Source organism: Flammeovirga pacifica (genome assembly GCF_000807855.2).
In the GTDB taxonomy this organism is placed as follows: Bacteria; Bacteroidota; Bacteroidia; order Cytophagales; family Flammeovirgaceae; genus Flammeovirga; species Flammeovirga pacifica.
This window is the reverse complement of sequence record NZ_JRYR02000001.1, coordinates 1,810,450-1,829,750: the sequence shown is the minus strand read 5'-3', so window position 1 is coordinate 1,829,750 and position 19,301 is coordinate 1,810,450. Positions and strand designations below refer to the sequence as shown.

Below are 19,301 nucleotides of genomic sequence, written 5' to 3'. Positions count from 1 at the left end.
GAAAGTCTTCTTTTCGACATTTGTAAACATCAATTAAACGAAATGAAAATGATGAAACATAGTTTACTTTTCCTATTATTTGTAGGAGCAATAAGTTGTACATCTGCACAGAAAACACAGCAAACGGAAGAAAAACAACCTAATATAGTTTTACTATTTGTTGACGATTATGGTTGGGCTGATTTGGAAGGCAGAAAAGAATCTTTCCAAACACCTAATATTAGCCAACTCAAAACGGAAAGTATGGAATTTACAAGAGCGTATATTCCAACACCTACTTGTAGCCCAAGTAGAGCATCAATGTTAACGGGTAAAGAGGCAGCGCGTTTACAAATGCCACGTCATATTCCTCACGAACATGAGGATGGTTCAAATACAAAAGAATTCCATAAATGGGAAACTGATCCTGTAAGAAGAGGTTCAAGAAACTGGCTTCCTTTAGAAGAAATAACTTATGCTGAAAAACTAAAAGAGTTTGGATATTACAATGCTTTTATTGGTAAGTGGCACTTAGGTCATGAGCCTTATCACCCAATTCATCAAGGGTTTGATGAACAAATTGGAGTGAGTAATTATGGTCACCCAAGAAGTTACTATCCTAAGTTTTTTAAAGACAATAATGCCTACACAGAATTTGATGATAAAAAAGGAGTTTATCTAACAGATGTGATGACTGATACGACCATCCATTTCTTAGAAAACTACGATAAAGATCAGCCTTTCATGTTGTCAGTTTGGTATTACACTGTACACGGACCTCATATTGGTAAGAAAGAATTGATACAAAAGTATTTGGATCAAGGTATGAACCAAAAATATGCAGAATACCACGCAATGGTAGAATGTTTGGATATTTCGGTGGGTAAGATCATGGCAACTCTAAAACGTTTGAACATGGACGATAACACAATGGTGATCTTAACTTCTGATCAAGGTGGTTTCTTCGAAAATGGTCCATTAGCTGGAGGTAAAAGACAAAATACTTTAGGTGAAGGAGGAGCAAGAGTACCAATGTTCATCAAATATCCTAAAATGATAGAAGCAGGATCGGAATGTAACACACCAATTCAAACTATTGATCTATTCCCTACATTTATGGAAGTAGCTTCAGGTAAAAAATATACGGATGAAAATATCCAAGGAAAAAGTATAATACCATTACTTCAAGGTAAAGAAATAGAGGAAAGAAACTTGTATTTCATGCGTTCATATGAAGATCAATATGCTGCAATAATGAATGGTGATTGGAAATTGAAGAAATACCATTCGGGTAAGTTTGAATTATTTAATGTAGTAGATGATATCTCAGAGAAGAATAATTTAGTACAAACCGAAACTAAACGTGTGGAGCAAATGAAGAAAGAGTTACTCGCATGGGAAGAAGAAGTATACGCAGGTTGGGATGAAGTAACAGAAGAAAATTCTTATATCTATCTTTTACCAAAGAATAAAAAGAGAGAGAAAAAGAGATTAGAAGCAATCAAATAAGTTTAGAATATATATACAATGAAAAGCCATCTCAACCTTGTTAGATGGCTTTTCATATGTCATCCAAGTTATTAAGAAAAATACATATTAACTTAATCCAAGGTTAGTAAAGGAATGCATCATTGATTCATTCCTTTTATTTTTTAAACATAAAACGACAAAAAATTTATTTCTCAATACAGTTAAATAGCAAAAATAGAGGTAATTCACAATTGCAAATCATTGTGAATCATAACTGTATAAAATGAAAATTACTACTCATTTTTTACTCCTTACATTATTATGGAGTTCTTCTGCACTTTCTCAAACACCTAATTATTTCAAAGAGAAAAAGGTTATCGCTATCTGTAACCCCAGTCTTAATATGAGTAAGGATATTGGCTTTTTAAAGGGTTTAAAGTATGAATTTTTATTGGGTGCTCAAGAAAATGAAATGTATGGGAAATATAGAACATATCAACCTCTAACACCTTTTCTGACCAATCCTCTATCGACGGAACAAGCTTTAGAGTTGGAAATAAAAATGGCTAAAGCTGCAGGTATAGATGGGTTTGAATTTCCTTTATATATCAATACCAATACATATTATTTAGATCGTCTTACTAAAACAATTATCCAATATGTAAACCTTGCAGATGAGAAAAAGTTAGATTTTTCTTTTGCTTTAAAAGTCAACTTTAGAAGAAACCCTAATGAAACTTCTGAAGAAGAACTACTTTTTAAAGTAGGAAAGATACTGTCAATGATTTATTCAAAAACAAGCTTTTCAGAGAAGTGGATGAGAAATCAAAAAAATGAAATAATTGTATTCACTTCAACTCCAGAAAGTATTTTAGATGAATCTTTGAGCTTAAAGATGAAAGAATTGGAAGCCAAAGAAGGTATCGTAGAGAGGATGTACCATCAATTTCAAAAGGTAAATAATAAAGTCAGTTACCCATTATCTTTTGTATATGAAACCAAATTTCCAAATAGAATAGATTTTCATAAAGAGTTATTTAAGTATTTTGATGCGATAAGTTTAAAAAAGAATGAGCTATTAAATTTTAAAGGAATAGCATTTATAAAGGAGATGTGTAAGGATAAAAATAAAGGGTTAGTCTTTACAGCATTATCAGATAATTTTAATACCCAAATGATTACAAAAGCGAATGATGTAAGAGTGAAAGGTAGAAGTGAATTATCAAAAACATTGAAATTATCAGATATCTATTTATTGAACCACAACTTAAAATTAACGGAGGGTTATAGAAGTATTTTGGGGAAAGCGGTGAATTTAGATGCCGATCTCATTCGAATTGATTCTTGGAATCAGGTCAATAATGGTACTCATATATTTCCTGAAATTCATCATGGATATGGTTATGCATTATTATTAAAGTATTACAAAAATTTATGGTTAAATAAAGGAGGTTTTCTAGAAAAAGAAATGATAATTACAGCGTATAAAGCATATCCTTCAAAATTTAATGAAAAGACAGAAGTAATTGTGAAATATGATAATAGCTTTTTTCCTGAAGGGAGTGAAGATAGTATTGAGGTGGTCAGTTTTTTAAATGAAAAAGGGGAGGTGTATTGTAATGGTCAATTTCTTGGAAAAGCGAATAAAGGAATTACCGTTTTTCATTTACCAATGACTAAGGGAGTTGTGAGTGTAGACCTAAAAAGATATGATAAATCGGTGATATCTTATACCACTAAAAAAGAAATAAGTTTTACTCCTAAGAATACGGATGGGTTAACGTATATCTATACTAATTTAGATGAAGAATGTGATAAGGAATTAGCACAAATGGTATTCTCCTATAAAAAGAAAGAGATCTTAAAGAGATTTTTAGTGAGTGATCAGAATATTGAAAAATGGGCAAAGGTGGATTATCAAAAGTATAAAAAGATGTGTGCTAACTTTGAACAGAATGCTTATCAAAGCAATAAATTCTATAGTGAGGCACAAGTCATAGACAATAAATACCAGAAGGCCATTAAAAGCTTTCTTGATGAGGTCGAATATAATGTATGGAGAAACCTTTATATAAAAGATCAAAATACAAATGGAGATGTTCACCTTTTCGTGTCACCAAAAGAAAATAAAGAAGAGGGATTTATATTGGAGGAAATATAATATTCTTCATTAAGTCTTGTTCTTTTATATAGAGTAAAGTAATTATGATCACCTGAGTTGAAAAAATATATTTCCTCTCAGGTGATTTTTTTTTACCCTGATTTTTTTAATGAATTGATCATAATGAGGAAAATCTACAACTATGGATGAAATTCCATTCAATAATTAATGAAAAAATAACTACGTAGTTTTGTTTAAATATACGTAGTTTCTTTTGTAAGTGTCTGACAGTCAGTTGTGGTCAATAAATAATATGATAAAAAGCAGCTTTTGGTATGTTTTAAAAACATTTTATAGGCTGTGATATCCCCTAAATATGTTGAATTAATCACTTTAAGTTTGCGTATCACTAAGTAATAATACTTATTTAACTACGTATAACAAATGAAAAAATTAATTTACGCTATTGTGTTGCTATTATGTGGAGCTGTATCAGAAGTATCAGCTCAAGAGTTTAAACTATCAGCAGAGATTCGTCCTAGGTCTGAATTAAGAAATGGTTTTAAAAAATTGAGAACTGATTCTCAAGAGCCAGCATTCTTTACAGAACAGCGTTCAAGATTAAACTTGGATTACAAGTCGGAAAAGATCATTATGAGACTTTCTTTACAAGATGTTAGAGTTTGGGGTTCGACAAACCAAATTTATAAAACAGATCCAAATTCACTTTCGAATATCTCAGAAGCTTGGGCACAATACAACTTCAACAGCAAATTTGGCTTAAAAGTAGGACGTCAAATTCTCTCTTATGACAATCAAAGATTTTTAGGTGGGCTAGAATGGGCGCAACAAGGTAGGAGACATGATGCTGCTTTGTTTGTATATAATAATAAAGAATCAAAGTTAAAAGTACACTTAGGTTTAGCATTTAACCAAGTAGGTTTTGAGCCAGGAATGTTGGTAGGAAACGACTATACTGGTGTGAATAACTACAAGACAATGCAGTATATCTGGGCAAACAAGACTTGGGAATCAGGTAAACTTTCTGCTTTAGTATTCAATGATGGATTTCAGTATGGAGCAACATCAGATAGTGTTTCTAACAGACAAACTTTAGGTTTAGTAGGCGCTAAAACTTTCGGAAACTTAACAGTGGCCGGAGAAGGTTACTACCAAACAGGTAAAATGGCTACCGCTTCGATCAATGCATACTTATTAGATTTAAATCTGACTTTAAAGACAAAGCTTACTCCAATCACTTTAGGTTACCAAACTTTATCTGGTGGAGATCCTGATTCAGGTGAGATCAAAAACTTTACTCCTGCTTATGGTACTAACCACAAGTTTAACGGTTTCATGGATTACTTCTATGTAGGTAATGCTCATAACGATAAGAAAGGAAACAATGTAGGTCTTCAAGACATCTATTTAAATACTGCTTTCAAAGTAGGGAAAGGGAAATTCAAAGCACAGGTTCATCAATTCTTTTCTGCTGTAGACATGTACAACACTACCGCTACAGATGGTCAGTTTGAGAAAGTGTCTTCCAACTTAGGTACAGAAATCGATTTGATTTATGCTAGAGCATTAGGTAAAGATGCATCGCTAGTAGTGGGATACTCTCAAATGTTTGCTACAGAATCAATGGAAGTTTTAAAAGGAGGAAATTCTGGAATGATTAATAATTGGGCTTTCGTTATGCTCACATTCAAGCCTACTTTATTTACATCAAAAGTAAAACAGGCAGAAGCAAAATAATCAATTTCTTCACCTATTTTTTATATCAAAAACAATATTACTCATGAAAAAAATATCATTTAATACTATCGCTAAAGCGATAATAGGTTTAACATTATCAGGTCTGATGTATAGTTGTGGATCTTCAAAAACATCATCAGAAACACAGACTGATATGACTGAAGAAACTTCATCAACAAATCAATTGGATATTGAAAAGCCACAATTAACTTTCGGTTTCATTAAATTAACTGATATGGCTCCGTTAGCCATTGCGAAGGAATTAGGTTATTTCGAGGATGAAGGATTATTTGTTACCATTGAAGCGCAGTCGAACTGGAAAAACATTTTAGACCGTGTAATTGATGGTCAGTTAGATGGTTCTCATATGTTAGCAGGACAACCTATTGCAGCTGGAGCTGGGTTTGGTCGTCAAGCTGAATTGGTTACCTCATTTTCTATGGACTTAAACGGAAATGGTATTACTGTATCGAACGATGTTTGGTCTAAGATGAAACCAAATGTTCCAAAAGATGCAGAAGGTAAGCCAATTCACCCTATCAAAGCAGATGCTTTAGTTCCTGTTATTAAAGAATACAAGAATGAAGGTAAAGCTTTCAAAATGGGAATGGTTTTCCCTGTTTCGACACACAACTATGAAATTCGTTATTGGTTGGCTGCAGCTGGTGTAAATCCAGGTTTTTATACTAAGCAGAATATTCAAGGTCAGGTAGATGCTGATGTTTTATTATCGGTAACTCCTCCACCTCAGATGCCAGCTACTTTAGAGGCAGGGACAATTTTTGGTTATTGTGTAGGTGAACCTTGGAACCAACAAGCTGTATTTAAAGGGATTGGTGTACCTGTAACGACAAACTACGATATCTGGAAAAATAACCCAGAAAAAGTATTCGTGATGACTAAAGAATTTACAGAGAAATATCCTAACACTTCTGTTGCTGTAACTAAAGCATTAATTCGTGCAGGTAAATGGTTAGATGAGCCAGGGAACAGAGCTAAAGCAGTAGGTATTTTATCTATGCCTGAGTATGTTGGAGCTGATTCTGTAGTGATTGCAAATTCGATGACAGGTACTTTTGAATTCGAAAAAGGCGACAAACGTTCTATGCCTGACTTTAACGTATTCTTCCGTCATCATGCAACGTATCCTTTCTATTCTGATGGTGTGTGGTTCTTAACTCAGATGAGAAGATGGGGACAAATTCCTACGGCAAAATCAAAAGGTTGGTACGATGAGACGATCAAAAAGATTTACCGTCCTGATATTTGGTCTCAAGCAGCTAAACTATTGGTAGAAGAGGGACATCTTTCAGCATCAGATATTCCTTCAACAGATGGTTATAAAGCGCCTACCAAAGACTTTATTGATGGAGTATCATACGATGGTAAAGATCCTATTAGATACATCAACAGTTTTAAAATTGGTAACAAAGATGCTGCAATGTAGTCTTTTACTCCCCATCATTTTTTAAGCTAGAAAGTAAAGGCATTAGAAGGATAACTTCCATCTAATGCCCACTTAAAAACACGATTAGATTTATTCAAAAACATCAATTACTCAAACAGAGAACAATCAACAATCATGAAAGATAAAATTTTACAACTAACAGGTATTCAGTCTTTTTTATCGCCTTGGGTGAATATTTTTAAAGGCGAAGAAACCAAGAAGAACATCAATATATTATTGAAATCTTATATATTTCCTTTGCTATCTATTCTATTATTTGTTTTAGTATGGCATACAGGAGCTACTTACCTTTACAATAAGGAGGCAACATCAAAAATAGAAAAAGCAAGAGCAGAAAGAGGTGAAGCGGCTGCATTAGAAGTACAAAATTGTATTTATTCTGGTGAAGTTGGCTGTCAGCCCAATACCTTACCATCACCAGCAAAAGTATGGGAGGCTTATTTATCGTTATTAGCAGATCATAAGATTATATCTGGTAAAAAAGAGGCTTTTGCTAAGAAAGTAGAAAAGACCAATGCGAAGAGAGCAGAACAAGGAAAAGCAGCGATAACTTACACAGGACGTCCGTCTTTTGTGGATCAAATTGGAACAAGTTTAAAAACGGTATTTGCAGGTTTTTTATTGGCGGCATTTATAGCTATTCCTATCGGAATTATTATTGGATTGTCTTCTACTTTAAGAACATCAATGAACTGGCTTATACAAATATTAAAACCTGTTTCTCCGGTAGTTTGGTTATTGCTTGTATTCATGATTGTGAAAACTCTGATGTCGGATTCAGACATGGATAAATCGTTTATGATTTCATTTATTTCTGTTGGGTTATGTTCGATGTGGGCTACGTTGGTGAATACTTCAATGGGAGTTTCTACGGTGGATAAAGACTTTGTGAATGTAGCCAAAGTATTAAAATTAAGTATAGGTCAGAATATCTTTAAAGTAGTTTTACCATCTTCTTTACCTATGATTTTCACGGGTTTAAGGATTACATTATCAGTGGCTTGGATGGTATTAATTGCGATTGAATTATTGGCACAATCACCAGGTTTAGGATCATTTGTATGGGAGGAATTTCAAAATGGAGCCAACGATTCTAATGCTAAAATTATCGTAGCCATGTTTGTGATTGGTATGATTGGATTTGGTCTGGATAGAATCATGATGGTTATTCAAAAAATGATGTCATTTAACAAAGAAGTGGCTTAGGAATGTAAGCAAGATTTCGTCTAGGAATGATCAAGTGATTTAACCAAAAAGAGTATTAATATGGCCTATTTAGAATTAAAGAATGTAAGTAAGTCCTTCGGATCTGGGAAAGATAAAGTGGAGGTACTTAGTAATATAAATTTATCGATTGAGGAAGGGGAGTTTGTTGCTATTGTAGGATTTACTGGAAGTGGTAAAACAACCTTAATCAATTTGATCAACGGATTAGAGTTTCCTGATGAGGGCGAAGTGCTTTTACAAGGGAAACCTATCACCGGACCAGGACCAGATAGAGGAGTAGTTTTTCAGAATTATTCTTTGCTTCCTTGGTTAACGGTTCGTCAAAATGTGAAGTTGGCAGTTGATGAAGTATATCCATCAAAATCAAAAGAAGAAAAAGATACTTTAATAGAGAAGTACGTCGAAATGGTTCATTTAACTCATGCCATTGATAAGAAACCAGCAGAATTATCTGGTGGAATGAGACAGAGAGTTTCAGTAGCAAGAGCTTTAGCCATGAGTCCGAAAATGTTATTAATGGACGAGCCTTTGTCTGCTTTAGATGCCTTGACTAGAGGTACACTTCAGGAAGAAATTGTTAATATATGGAGTGAAGATAAAAAGACTTGTTTGTTGATTACCAATGATGTAGATGAGGGGGTTGTCATGGCGGATAGGATAATTCCTTTAAACCCAGGACCTCAAGCTTCTTTGGGGCCAGATTTTAAAGTCAATTTACCACGACCAAGAGTGATTGCCGAAATCAATAAACTGGATGAATACAAGCACTTAAGAAATGAAGTGCTGGAATACTTAATTGAGGTTGGATTATCAAGAAAATCGGAAGAAAGTAATCAATATGAATTGCCTGATTTAAAACCGGTGATGCCGGGGAGAATTAAGTGGGGTATCAGAAAGAAAAGTGAAAAACAAAAGTTCTTTTAAAGATCCATTAAGAGGTTCTATCAAATGTTATTTCTAGGCTACACAATTATCAAAAACGTCATCAATTATGAATCAATATAATATAAACCCTATTGTAGGGACAACTAAAAGCATCATCAATCCTCAAAAGGAAATTGTAGAAGACACCAGACCGGATATGTTGGTGTGTAAGGATATTGCTAAGATCTATCCAACGCCAAAAGGAGATTATACCGTATTATCAGACCTTCAATTGACTGTGAAAAAAGGAGAATTTATCTCTGTAATTGGTCATTCAGGTTGTGGTAAATCCACGTTACTTACAATGATTGCGGGTTTAAATGACATCAGTAAAGGTCATGTTTTTGTAGATGGGGAAGAAGTGAGAGAGGCAGGGCCAGACAGAGCTGTTGTATTTCAGTCTCCAAGTTTGTTCCCGTGGATGACCGCTTTACAAAATGTAATGATAGGGGTAAAGCAAGTATTTCCTCATGCTACTAAAAAGCAAAAACAAGATATCTGTAAATATTACTTGGATAAAGTGGGCTTGGGAAATGATTTCCATAAAAGGGCTTCAGAATTATCACAAGGTATGCAGCAAAGAGTGGGTATAGCAAGAGCGTTTGCTTTAAAACCAAAAGTACTTCTATTGGATGAACCTTTCGGTATGCTAGATTCTCTGACAAGAGGGGAGTTGCAAGATGTACTATTAGAAGTATGGCAAAAAGAAAAAATCACAGCTATTATGATTACACACGATGTAGATGAATCTATCTTTTTAGCAGACAGGGTGATCATGATGACCAGTGGTCCTTTTGCTAAAATTGGAGATGAACTGAAAATTCCATTTGAGCGACCAAGAAACCGTGTAGATATTTTAGAACATCCTGATTATTATCAATATAGAGGATATTTGATGGATTTCTTAAATCATTAATAGCACTAAATTGAATATACACCTGCGAAAAACTTACGACTAATTTTTTATTTTATGAACTATCAGAAAAGTCCAAAAAAACGATTAACTACTTCATATATTATTGCTCTCTCTCTCATTGCATTATTAAGCATTGCAAGCCAAGTAGTTATTAGGACAGTATTAGCTAAACAAGAAAAAGATGCAAGAGTAATCAATATCTCTGGAAGGCAAAGGATGTTGAGTCAGAAGATTAGTAAGATAGCCTTACAGCTAGAAACAGCTACATCATCGACACAATTTGCAGAATTAAAATCAGAATTTGTTGAAGTGATAGACCTTTGGTCAAGATCTCATCATGGGTTAAAAGACCGTTCGGCGGAGATGTCCCTTGAAGGTGAAAATAGTGAATCAGTGACTAAAATGTTTGAGGGGATAGCAGTTAATTATGAAAGAATTTTTACTGCAGCCAATAGTATTTTTGACTACAATTCACCTAAAGGGATTGATGAATATGTCAATATTATTCTTCAAAATGAAGCTTCTTATCTAAACCAAATGAACGTGATTACTTTTCAATATGATCACGAATCGACTAGTAGAATAAAAGAAGTAGAAACTATAGAAACCATTTTATTGATGATCACTCTAGTTTTTATTTTTTTAGAAGCCATTTTTATTTTTAGACCTGCAGTGGCTACAATTGATAAGTTTTTGAATGAAACTATACAAAAAGGAATGGCATTAAAGCAGGCCCATGAGAGTATTGTATCTACCAATCAGGAAAAAGAAACTGTAGAAAAAGAGCTTTTCGAACAATTACAGATGAACCATAATTTGCAATTAAATTACAATAAAGATCTAGAGGGGAAAATTGAAGAAAGGACTCAAGAAATTCAGGAACAGAAAGAAGAAATCCTTCAACAAAGTAACGAATTGTTAGAACAGAATAATGTTGTTTCAAATATCAATAGAAAATTGACTGATAGTATAAGTTACGCTAAGAAATTACAGCAGTCTATCTTCAGTAAAAGAGAGGATATTTTAGAACAGTTTATGGATGGTTTTATCATTGATAAACCAAAAGACATTATTTCAGGAGATTTTTATTGGTATTATAATAAAGGAGGAGTGAAATTTATAGTAGTGGCTGATTGTACTGGACATGGTGTTTCTGCAGCTTTTATGACCATTATTGGTAACCTTCTATTGAATGATATAGTAGTCAATCAAAAAGTGAGTTCACCAAAAGAAATCTTGAATTTCTTAGATATGGAGCTTTACTCTTTAATGAACTTAAAAAATGTAGAAAAAATCTCTGACGGTATGGACTTGGGGCTTGTGGCTATCAATTCAGAAAATAGAGAAATTGAATTTGTTGGAGCCAAGAGACCGTTATACTTTGCTTCAGGTTCAAAAGATATTCAAAAAGTTGCTGGCTCAAAATCTACTATCGGTTACCATACAAAAGATATTAAGAAGGAATTTCAAAGTACAATTCTTACGTATCAAAAAGGAGACAGGGTTTATCTTGCAACAGACGGTTTTCAAGATCAGTTTGGAGGGAATAGCGATACTAAATTTTTACAGAAACGTTTTATTGATGTACTTAATAGAACAAATGAGTTCAGTATGGAGAAGCAGAAAAAAATACTCAATGGGGTATTTGAAAAATGGAAAGGTATGAATGAGCAGACAGATGATGTTCTCATTATTGGAATAGAACTTTAAAAGAGATAAAGAAAGTTCTGTTTGAGTAATTACAACTCTGATAAATAACCTTTTATGATTGTCATCTGCGAGCATCTATAAATTATAACAAAAAAATACAAATGATTGACGAATAATTGATGTAAGAAAAAACCTCTCCTTTTAGGAAGAGGTTTTTTGTATAAATAGAAGATTAATTCTGTGGTTTACTTTTCAAAGTTTGCATCACACCATCAATACTGAGTGATGAGCCTTGAACAGGAGGGAACTCCTTAAAAGTAGCTAAAAACTTAGCGGTGTAAGCTTGAGCAGGAACGAAGGTCCACATATTATCAGCAAACCATCTGATATATAAGGCGGACTTATAAGATACTTCATAAGGGTCAGCTCTTAAATTGATAAGAATTGGCCAAGATGGAGTTTTTCTGTAAGCGGTGTTAATTGCTCCTTCCATGATTGCAAAATGAAGTTTCCAGTCTTTATATCGAAGTGCATTTAAATTACCTGCAGCATCGAAGTAGAAGATTTCATTTCTAGGAGCAACTTCAGTAGACCCGTCCCAGAAAGGAAGCATATTATATCCATCAAGGTGACATTTGAAGTTTTTATCTCCAGCACCATAACCACTTAGCATCTTTTCTTTTACATCAGAAACACCAGCAGCAGCTAATAATGTAGGCATCATGTCTTCATGAGAATAAATATTATTATCAATAGTACCAGGTTTAATTACACCAGGCCAACGTATTGCACATGGTACTCTAAAACCACCTTCCCAAGTAGTTCCTTTTTCACCAGCAAATGGAGTTGATCCACCATCAGGCCATGTGAATTTTTCTGCACCATTATCTGTAGAATACATAATGATCGTGTTATCAATAATACCTAGTTCTTCTAATTTGGCTAATACAACACCAATATTTTTATCGTGTTCTACCATACCGTCAGGATATAAACCAATACCAGTAACTCCAACAGATTCTTCTTTTAGTCGAGTCCAAACGTGCATTCTTGTAGCACTTAACCATACAAAGAAAGGTTTACCTGCTTCGTGTGCATTTTCGATAAACTCTAAAGCTGCACCAGTAAATTCATCATCTACTGTTTCCATTCTTTTTCTAGTTAAAGGACCAGTATCTGAAATACGTCCATCAGCATAAGAGTGGATCACACCACGAGGACCAAATTTCTTATGAAACTCTTCATCTTTTGGATAGTAATAAGTTTCTGGTTCTTCTTCTGCGTTCAAGTGGTATAGGTTACCAAAGAACTCATCAAATCCATGATTTGTAGGAAGGTGCATATCTTGGTCGCCCAAGTGGTTTTTACCAAATTGTCCTGAGGTATAACCTAGAGGCTTAAGAAGTTCAGCAATAGTAGGCTGATCATCACGGATACCTTGTTTAGAGCCCGGCATACCAATAGTAAGCAATCCACTTCTAAACGGATGTTGACCAAGAATAAATGCAGCACGACCAGCTGTACAAGATTGTTGTGCGTACCAATCTGTAAACATTGCCCCTTCATTGGCAATTCTATCAATGTTAGGAGTTTGATACCCCATCATTCCATGATTGTACTTACTGATGTTACCCCAACCAATATCATCTCCCCATATCACTAAGATATTGGGTTTGTCTGAAGTAGAGGATTTTTTTTTCTTTTTTTGGGCGAATGAAGTCGTCAATGAAAAGGCCAAAAAAAGTATGGCCAAAAGAGAGCTTTTCATGAATAATTAGTTTTTATTTAATTTACTACAAATAAGTTAGTCAATCTAAAGGATATCACAAAGAATATATTGTGTTGAAATACAGAGAAATGATGTTTTTTTGATAAAAAAAGTCTTTAATTGAATTGATGTGTCATCGTTTCAATTAAAGACCTTAAGTTATTTATTTTATTGTTCAATTAATTCCATTCAAGAGCAGAACGTTTTGTCCAATAATCATTCGATTCTTCTTGAATTTCATCCAACATTTGAAAATCCATTAAATCTAGTTTAATATCTAAACCTTTTAAGTTGGAAGTCAGCATTTCTTCTGTAGTTGCACCACTTAAAGCAACGCTTACCCAAGGTTGTGAAAGTACAAACGCCATTGCAATTGCATCAACATCTACCTGATGTTTTTGAGCAATAAACTGAAGTTTTTGGAGAGCACTTTCAAATGCTGGTTCTTGGTTTCTATTGGTTAAACGACCATTAGCAAAAACTTCTTTAATAATTACTCCCCATCCTTGGTATTTGGCTTCTTGAAGCATTTTTCCGGCAGATCTTTCCAAGATATTATAAGTAGCTTGAACAGACTGAAATAAATGTTCACCATCTCTTTGTATTTCTAAGGCTTTAGAAAGAGTGTCAGATTGTTGAGTACCACTAAGCGATAAACCAATAATTACACCTTCATTTTTGATATTCCATAGTTGGTTAATCACCTCCTCGTTCTCTAAAACAGCAGATCCAACTGTGGCAGAGTGTATATGATAAACATCTAAATGATCATGAAGCAGATTAATACTTTCACCCCATTGCTGTTTTAACAGCTGAAGGTTATGATTTTTAATTTCATGGTGTTCAGCATTTACATTCCATTCAGCGGTATATTCGTAGCCCCATTTCGAGCCAATAACAGCTTGGTGTTCCTGTTTAGATGCGATCCATTTATTAAGGAATTGTTCTGCTTTACCATATGAACGTGCTGCATCAAAATAGCGGATACCTTTATCGTGGGCCAAATTGAGCATATCAACACACTTTTGCTGCATATGATCTATTTGATAATTATTCTTTAGGTCATTGCCATGTCCTAAATTAATGTATCCAGGTCTGCCTAGAGCAGCTAATCCTAGACCTACTCTTGAAGTATATTTATTTGTTTTTCCGAAAGGGACAATTGAAATCATATTTGCTTAAAAACTAAAATTTAGGCTGCACAAAAAATACTCTTAATGTGTGCTACCTGTTTACTTATTTTTAATAATTGAGAGTAAAAATAACTCATTAATTCTAATTAACATTATTTATTCACTATATGTAAATTATTTTTTCCGTAAAAAATACACTTATTAGTAGAATTTAATTTAAAAATGAACCTCCATTTTTATGATTTGATAATTTGACCAAACTTTCATTGAAAAATCACAAAATGATCAAAAAGTGTTGTAAAAAAATAGTGTAGAAAAAGTTTGTAAATAAAAAGCGTAAAATATACATTTGAAGTGTAATCAAATAAGCACTTACCACATACAAAAAATATAAGATTATGAGAAATTTCACAATAGCATCATTAGTTATCGTAGCTGGATTCGTGATCGCATTCGCACTTTCGATGTAAAAGAAAACGATATACTACATACCATAAGACATATACACATACACAATGCCTGTTGCTATCAACAGGCTTTTTTTATTTAGAATTTTAGTGATATTTTCAGTAGTGTTTAAAAGTAATTTAAATCGTAATTCCAACCACATCTTTTTTTTTTCGTAACTTTATTAAATAGTGATCAAATTACTTCAATATAAACTATCTCTTACTCTATATGAACCACGTCTCTGAATTCGGTCTACCAAAAAAAAGAAAGAAAACAATAGATATATTAGAAAAGGCTTTTGCAGATGGAGACCTTGATCAACATGATTACGAAAACCGTTTGGAAGTAGCTTTAGAGGCTAAAAGTAAATCAGAATTAGATGATGTATTGTCTGATTTCCCCTCTCATTATAAACCCAAAGAAACTGTAAAAACTTCTACTTTTACTTCAGATAGAATAGCCGTTAATCAAGACCCAAACAAATTATCTTTATCTATTCTATCAGGAAGAAAAGAAGTATTATCCAATACAGCCACTGCTCCCTCGAGGTTTTTTACTCTCTTAGGGGAAACAAAAATAACTTTAGGTAGCGAAGAATATACAAATGCAACTTCTCGTTTTGAATTTATAAATGTATTAGGTGAATCAGTTATAGATTTAAGAGACAAATGTCTTGAAGGGGCTGTAATACATCTAAGAGTAATGATAAGTTTAGGCGAAGTTAAAATTAAAGTGGCTCCAGGTACTATTGTCACAGATCAATCACATAAAGTATTGGGAGAAAATGTGTTTAAAAAGAGGAGTAAGACTTGGACAAAAAAAATAAAAAAGGCATTTACAGGTGGAAGTACTCCAGTGCAAGCTCAAAGTATAGATAAAGTCAATTGTCAAATAATTATTGAAGGATTCAATTTGTTAGGGTCATTGAATATTTTAGAGTATGATGTATAATATTTTTGGTTTAATTAATAATATTGATGTCATAAATACAAAATGATAATTCATAAAAAAAACCACGATTAGATGACTAATCGTGGTTTTTTTGTCAATAATAAATCTACCTACTTTTTAAGATAATTAGGTACATTCACCATTGGAGTTCCTTGTTCTGCTAAATTATAAATCCAAGTAATAGAGAAGTTTAAAGCTAAATCTCTATGATAAGGATGGATAACATTGACAAAAGGAAACTTTGGATCTGAAATTAAATCCATCGTTTTTAAAATAATTTCTATGTCTGCTTTATTTAGTTCATGCTCTTGAGCACCTAAATGTGGACAAAGTTTGTCCAAAGTGGCTTGAGCTTGTTCTTTATGGTTTTCAATTAACAATGAAGTGTAATCAGCTATAAAACCAAATTTCATAGATTCTCTTAAAGCAGATTTAATCACAGTAATGATATCTTGCTCTCTTTTTGATAGTGGTCTCATGGTAGTCGTTAAAAGTTACTTGTAATTTACACAATCTTAAACAATGACATTAGTCATTACGCATTTCCAATTTACATATTATACAAAAATAATTATAAAACATAGTTTTTTAAAAAAATATAAGCATTTAGTAAGATTTGTTGACAAGTATTTAAATAGGTTTGTATTTTAGTGTAAATCAATGAATGTTAATGCTATTACAACCCAAACATCCAATGAAAAACTATCATATATTAAACGGAGATGGAATTTTTGAAGCTTGGAAACATCAAAATTATGAGGGAGAGCCTATAATTTTTAGAGAGATGTTGGTAGAAGGGGAGAGTATGACAGAACTATGGACTCACAGATTCTTTGAAAAAAGGAAGCACTTTTTTCTAACTAATTATGGGGTAACTTTTGAAGAATACAACAATTTGTCTGGTGTTGAACTTCAGAAAATGAATCAACTCATCAATGCTTCCTCAATTACATTATGGTTTGAAAATGATTTGTTCTGCTATATCAATTTAATGGCAACACTTCATTATTTGTATCAAATTAATAATTCAGAGATAGAGATTTGGTTAGTGATGGGTGAAGGAACAAAAGGTCTTGGAGAGTATTCAAAAGAGGCTTTTGGTCAATTATATCATCAAAAAATAAAATTAGATAAAGACGATTTATATTTTGCTTCTAAGTTTTGGGAGTTTTACACAAATGCTGACTTAGATAATTTTGTCACCTATATTAAAAGATCACCTAAATTTTTACCCTTATTAAATGAGGTGATGAGTACTTACTTAGAACAATTTCCTCAAAAGGAATCAGGAGTGAATAAATTGGAGAGAAGAGTTTTGAAATTTTTAAATGATGAACCTCTCACTGAAAATAAATTAATAGGAAAACTTCTTCGTAGACAAAAATATGAAGGGTTTGGTGACATGCAGTACGAGAAAATACTCAAGTTGATGTCAATTAATCTAATAGAAAAAGCTGAAAACAACCTCTTAGTATTGTCATCTGAAGGGAGGAACGTTTTAAGAGGACTCCAAAAATTTGATGACGAACAATGGCCTTATCAATTCTATGGAGGGGCAATGAGAACAGAGTACTATTACGACCAAGAAAAGAGTTTTTTAATCGAAAGAAATTAAGCATATTTGTACCCGATTTTAAAAAACAATCCCTATGAAGCAGTATCACGAATTATTAGAAAGAATCCTGAAAGAAGGAGCGGAGAAAGGAGATAGAACAGGAACAGGAACAAGATCAGTTTTTGGTCATCAAATGAGATTTGATTTATCGGAAGGTTTTCCGGTTTTAACGACTAAAAAACTACATTTACGTTCTATAATTCATGAATTATTGTGGTTCTTAAAAGGGGAAACAAACGTTGCCTATCTTACTGAAAATGGAGTAAGAATTTGGAATGAATGGGCAGATGAAAACGGTGACCTAGGACCAGTATATGGTAAGCAGTGGAGAAGTTGGGAAGGTGCTGATGGTGAAGTGGTCGATCAAATTACATGGTTGATTAACGAAATTAAAACGAACCCTAATTCACGTAGATTAGTGATTTCTGCTTGGAATGTTGGAGAGCTATCGAAAATGGCGTTAATGCCATGTCATGCTTTGTTCCAATTCTATGTTGCAGATGGTAAATTATCTTGTCAATTGTACCAAAGAAGTGCAGATGTATTCTTAGGAGTACCATTTAATATTGCTTCATATGCCTTATTAACGGTAATGATTGCACAAGTTTGTGGTCTAGAAGCGGGTGATTTTGTACATACTTTAGGCGATGCTCACTTGTATAATAATCATATTGAACAAGCTGAATTACAGTTGACACGAGATTTTAGAACATTACCAACGATGGCAATTAACCCTGAGGTAAAAGATATATTTGATTTTAAATATGAAGATTTCAAGTTAGAAGGATATGATCCTCATCCTCATATTAAAGCTGAAGTTTCTGTGTAAGTTTTAGAAGCATAAAAAGAAGCCTAGATCATAAATAAAGTGGTCTAGGCTTTTTTATTATACGATTGTTTTAGAAATTAAGTAATCAAGGATAAATCTAGAGTGAAATAACCGAAATAAATACTTAATAACTATGGAAACCCTTACAAGAGGAGATAAAGTGGCTGTGGTAGCGGCATCTGGAGTCGTTAATATAGAATTAGTTTTACAAGGTATAGAACTGTTAAGATCTTGGGGATTAGTGGTTTCTGATGATCAAGAATGGGCTGCAGAGTGGGGATCTTTGGCAGGGGCTGATATAAGAAGAGCAAGTAGGTTACAAAATGCTCTTAATGATCAAGAAGTAAAGGCTATATTCTTTGTTAGAGGGGGGTATGGTATTACCAGAATAATAGATACGTTAGATTGGTCTGGCTTTATAGATTATCCAAAATGGCTTATTGGCTTCTCTGATGTTACAGCATTACATTCTGCCGTGAATAATTTAGGCTTTGCAAGTATTCACTCTCCAATGGTGGCTCAATTTACCAATAAAGAGCTGGAGGTAAGTATTAATCAGTTAAAAGGAATATTATTCTATAATGAAGTTCCCGATATAATAGGTAAGGTAAAAGAAGAGTTTTCTGATCAGGTACTCGAAGGAGAAGTTGTGGGAGGTAATCTCTGTCTTTTGGCAGATCAAATTGGTACATCATCTGAACTAAGCCTTGAAGGTAAAATATTATTTATAGAAGATGTTGGAGAAAAGGCATATCAATTGGATCGAATGATGACAAGATTATTAAGATCTGGAGCATTAAAAAATATGAAAGCACTCATTATGGGACAATTTTCTAGTATCCCCAATGAAGAACCACCTTTCTTTCCTTTAACCATCAAACAAATCATAAAGGAAAAGGTAGATGTTCCTGTAATTACTGATGTTAGTTGTGGGCATGATGTGCCAAATACGCCTCTTTTATTAGGAGGGACGTATAGCATTCAATGTTCTGGTACAAGTGCAGTGATGCAGTTTAAAGGACTAGATATTAAGCCAATAGGATAATAATTAAAGAGTATATA

The 19,301-nt window shown here is 33.3% G+C and carries 15 protein-coding genes; 12 read left to right on the top strand and 3 right to left on the bottom strand.

What is annotated here, in order from left to right:
- Positions 1 to 48: 48 nt before the first annotated feature.
- The 8 genes from NH26_RS07355 to NH26_RS07320 all read left to right on the top strand — a co-directional run bounded on the left by NH26_RS07355 (position 49) and on the right by NH26_RS07320 (position 11,553).
- Complete coding sequence (locus NH26_RS07355) at positions 49 to 1,488, top strand: sulfatase (protein WP_199880231.1); 1,440 nt, start codon at positions 49 to 51, stop codon at positions 1,486 to 1,488.
- 244 nt (positions 1,489 to 1,732) lie between these two features.
- Complete coding sequence (locus tag NH26_RS07350) at positions 1,733 to 3,610, top strand: hypothetical protein (RefSeq protein ID WP_044218431.1); 1,878 nt, start codon at positions 1,733 to 1,735, stop codon at positions 3,608 to 3,610.
- A gap of 384 nt (positions 3,611 to 3,994) precedes the next feature.
- On the top strand, positions 3,995 to 5,308 hold the full coding sequence (locus tag NH26_RS07345) for an alginate export family protein (protein ID WP_044218434.1): 1,314 nt from the start codon (positions 3,995 to 3,997) through the stop codon (positions 5,306 to 5,308).
- Positions 5,309 to 5,351: 43 nt separating this feature from the next.
- Positions 5,352 to 6,755, top strand: coding sequence for a CmpA/NrtA family ABC transporter substrate-binding protein (locus tag NH26_RS07340; protein WP_044218436.1), 1,404 nt, complete (start codon positions 5,352 to 5,354; stop codon positions 6,753 to 6,755).
- Positions 6,756 to 6,890: 135 nt separating this feature from the next.
- Positions 6,891 to 7,982 (top strand): ABC transporter permease, encoded by a 1,092-nt coding sequence (locus NH26_RS07335; RefSeq protein ID WP_044218438.1) that lies wholly within the window; start codon positions 6,891 to 6,893, stop codon positions 7,980 to 7,982.
- Between the two features lie 60 nt (positions 7,983 to 8,042).
- A complete protein-coding gene (locus tag NH26_RS07330) occupies positions 8,043 to 8,927 on the top strand; it encodes an ABC transporter ATP-binding protein (RefSeq protein WP_044218443.1) in 885 nt (294 codons plus the stop codon).
- Between the two features lie 67 nt (positions 8,928 to 8,994).
- Positions 8,995 to 9,843: an ABC transporter ATP-binding protein gene (locus tag NH26_RS07325; RefSeq protein ID WP_084812087.1), complete on the top strand. Its 849-nt coding sequence runs from the start codon at positions 8,995 to 8,997 to the stop codon at positions 9,841 to 9,843.
- Positions 9,844 to 9,897: 54 nt separating this feature from the next.
- A complete protein-coding gene (locus tag NH26_RS07320) occupies positions 9,898 to 11,553 on the top strand; it encodes a SpoIIE family protein phosphatase (protein ID WP_044218446.1) in 1,656 nt (551 codons plus the stop codon).
- Positions 11,554 to 11,725: 172 nt separating this feature from the next.
- On the opposite strand, the gene NH26_RS07315 is transcribed toward NH26_RS07320, so the two are convergent.
- Complete coding sequence (locus NH26_RS07315) at positions 11,726 to 13,261, bottom strand: arylsulfatase (RefSeq protein WP_084812086.1); 1,536 nt, start codon at positions 13,259 to 13,261, stop codon at positions 11,726 to 11,728.
- A 179-nt stretch (positions 13,262 to 13,440) separates the two neighbouring features.
- Positions 13,441 to 14,433 (bottom strand): aldo/keto reductase, encoded by a 993-nt coding sequence (locus NH26_RS07310; protein WP_044218448.1) that lies wholly within the window; start codon positions 14,431 to 14,433, stop codon positions 13,441 to 13,443.
- Between the two features lie 639 nt (positions 14,434 to 15,072).
- Here NH26_RS07310 and NH26_RS07305 point away from each other — a divergent pair.
- Entirely contained in the window at positions 15,073 to 15,795 is a 723-nt protein-coding gene (locus NH26_RS07305) for a DUF1707 SHOCT-like domain-containing protein (protein ID WP_044218451.1), read from the top strand.
- A gap of 110 nt (positions 15,796 to 15,905) precedes the next feature.
- Here NH26_RS07305 and NH26_RS07300 read toward each other — a convergent pair whose 3' ends face one another.
- The gene (locus tag NH26_RS07300) at positions 15,906 to 16,274 is read right to left on the bottom strand and encodes a hypothetical protein (protein ID WP_044218454.1); all 369 of its coding nucleotides are present in this window, start codon (positions 16,272 to 16,274) and stop codon (positions 15,906 to 15,908) included.
- A gap of 215 nt (positions 16,275 to 16,489) precedes the next feature.
- Here NH26_RS07300 and NH26_RS07295 point away from each other — a divergent pair, with 215 nt between their 5' ends.
- The 3 genes from NH26_RS07295 to NH26_RS07285 all read left to right on the top strand — a co-directional run bounded on the left by NH26_RS07295 (position 16,490) and on the right by NH26_RS07285 (position 19,284).
- Complete coding sequence (locus tag NH26_RS07295; protein WP_139262925.1) at positions 16,490 to 17,410, top strand: hypothetical protein; 921 nt, start codon at positions 16,490 to 16,492, stop codon at positions 17,408 to 17,410.
- 34 nt (positions 17,411 to 17,444) lie between these two features.
- Positions 17,445 to 18,239 carry a thymidylate synthase gene (locus tag NH26_RS07290; RefSeq protein ID WP_044218458.1) on the top strand — a complete coding sequence of 265 codons (795 nt, stop codon included), beginning with the start codon at positions 17,445 to 17,447 and terminating at the stop codon, positions 18,237 to 18,239.
- 133 nt (positions 18,240 to 18,372) lie between these two features.
- Entirely contained in the window at positions 18,373 to 19,284 is a 912-nt protein-coding gene (locus NH26_RS07285) for a S66 peptidase family protein (protein WP_044218461.1), read from the top strand.
- Positions 19,285 to 19,301 lie beyond the last annotated feature (17 nt).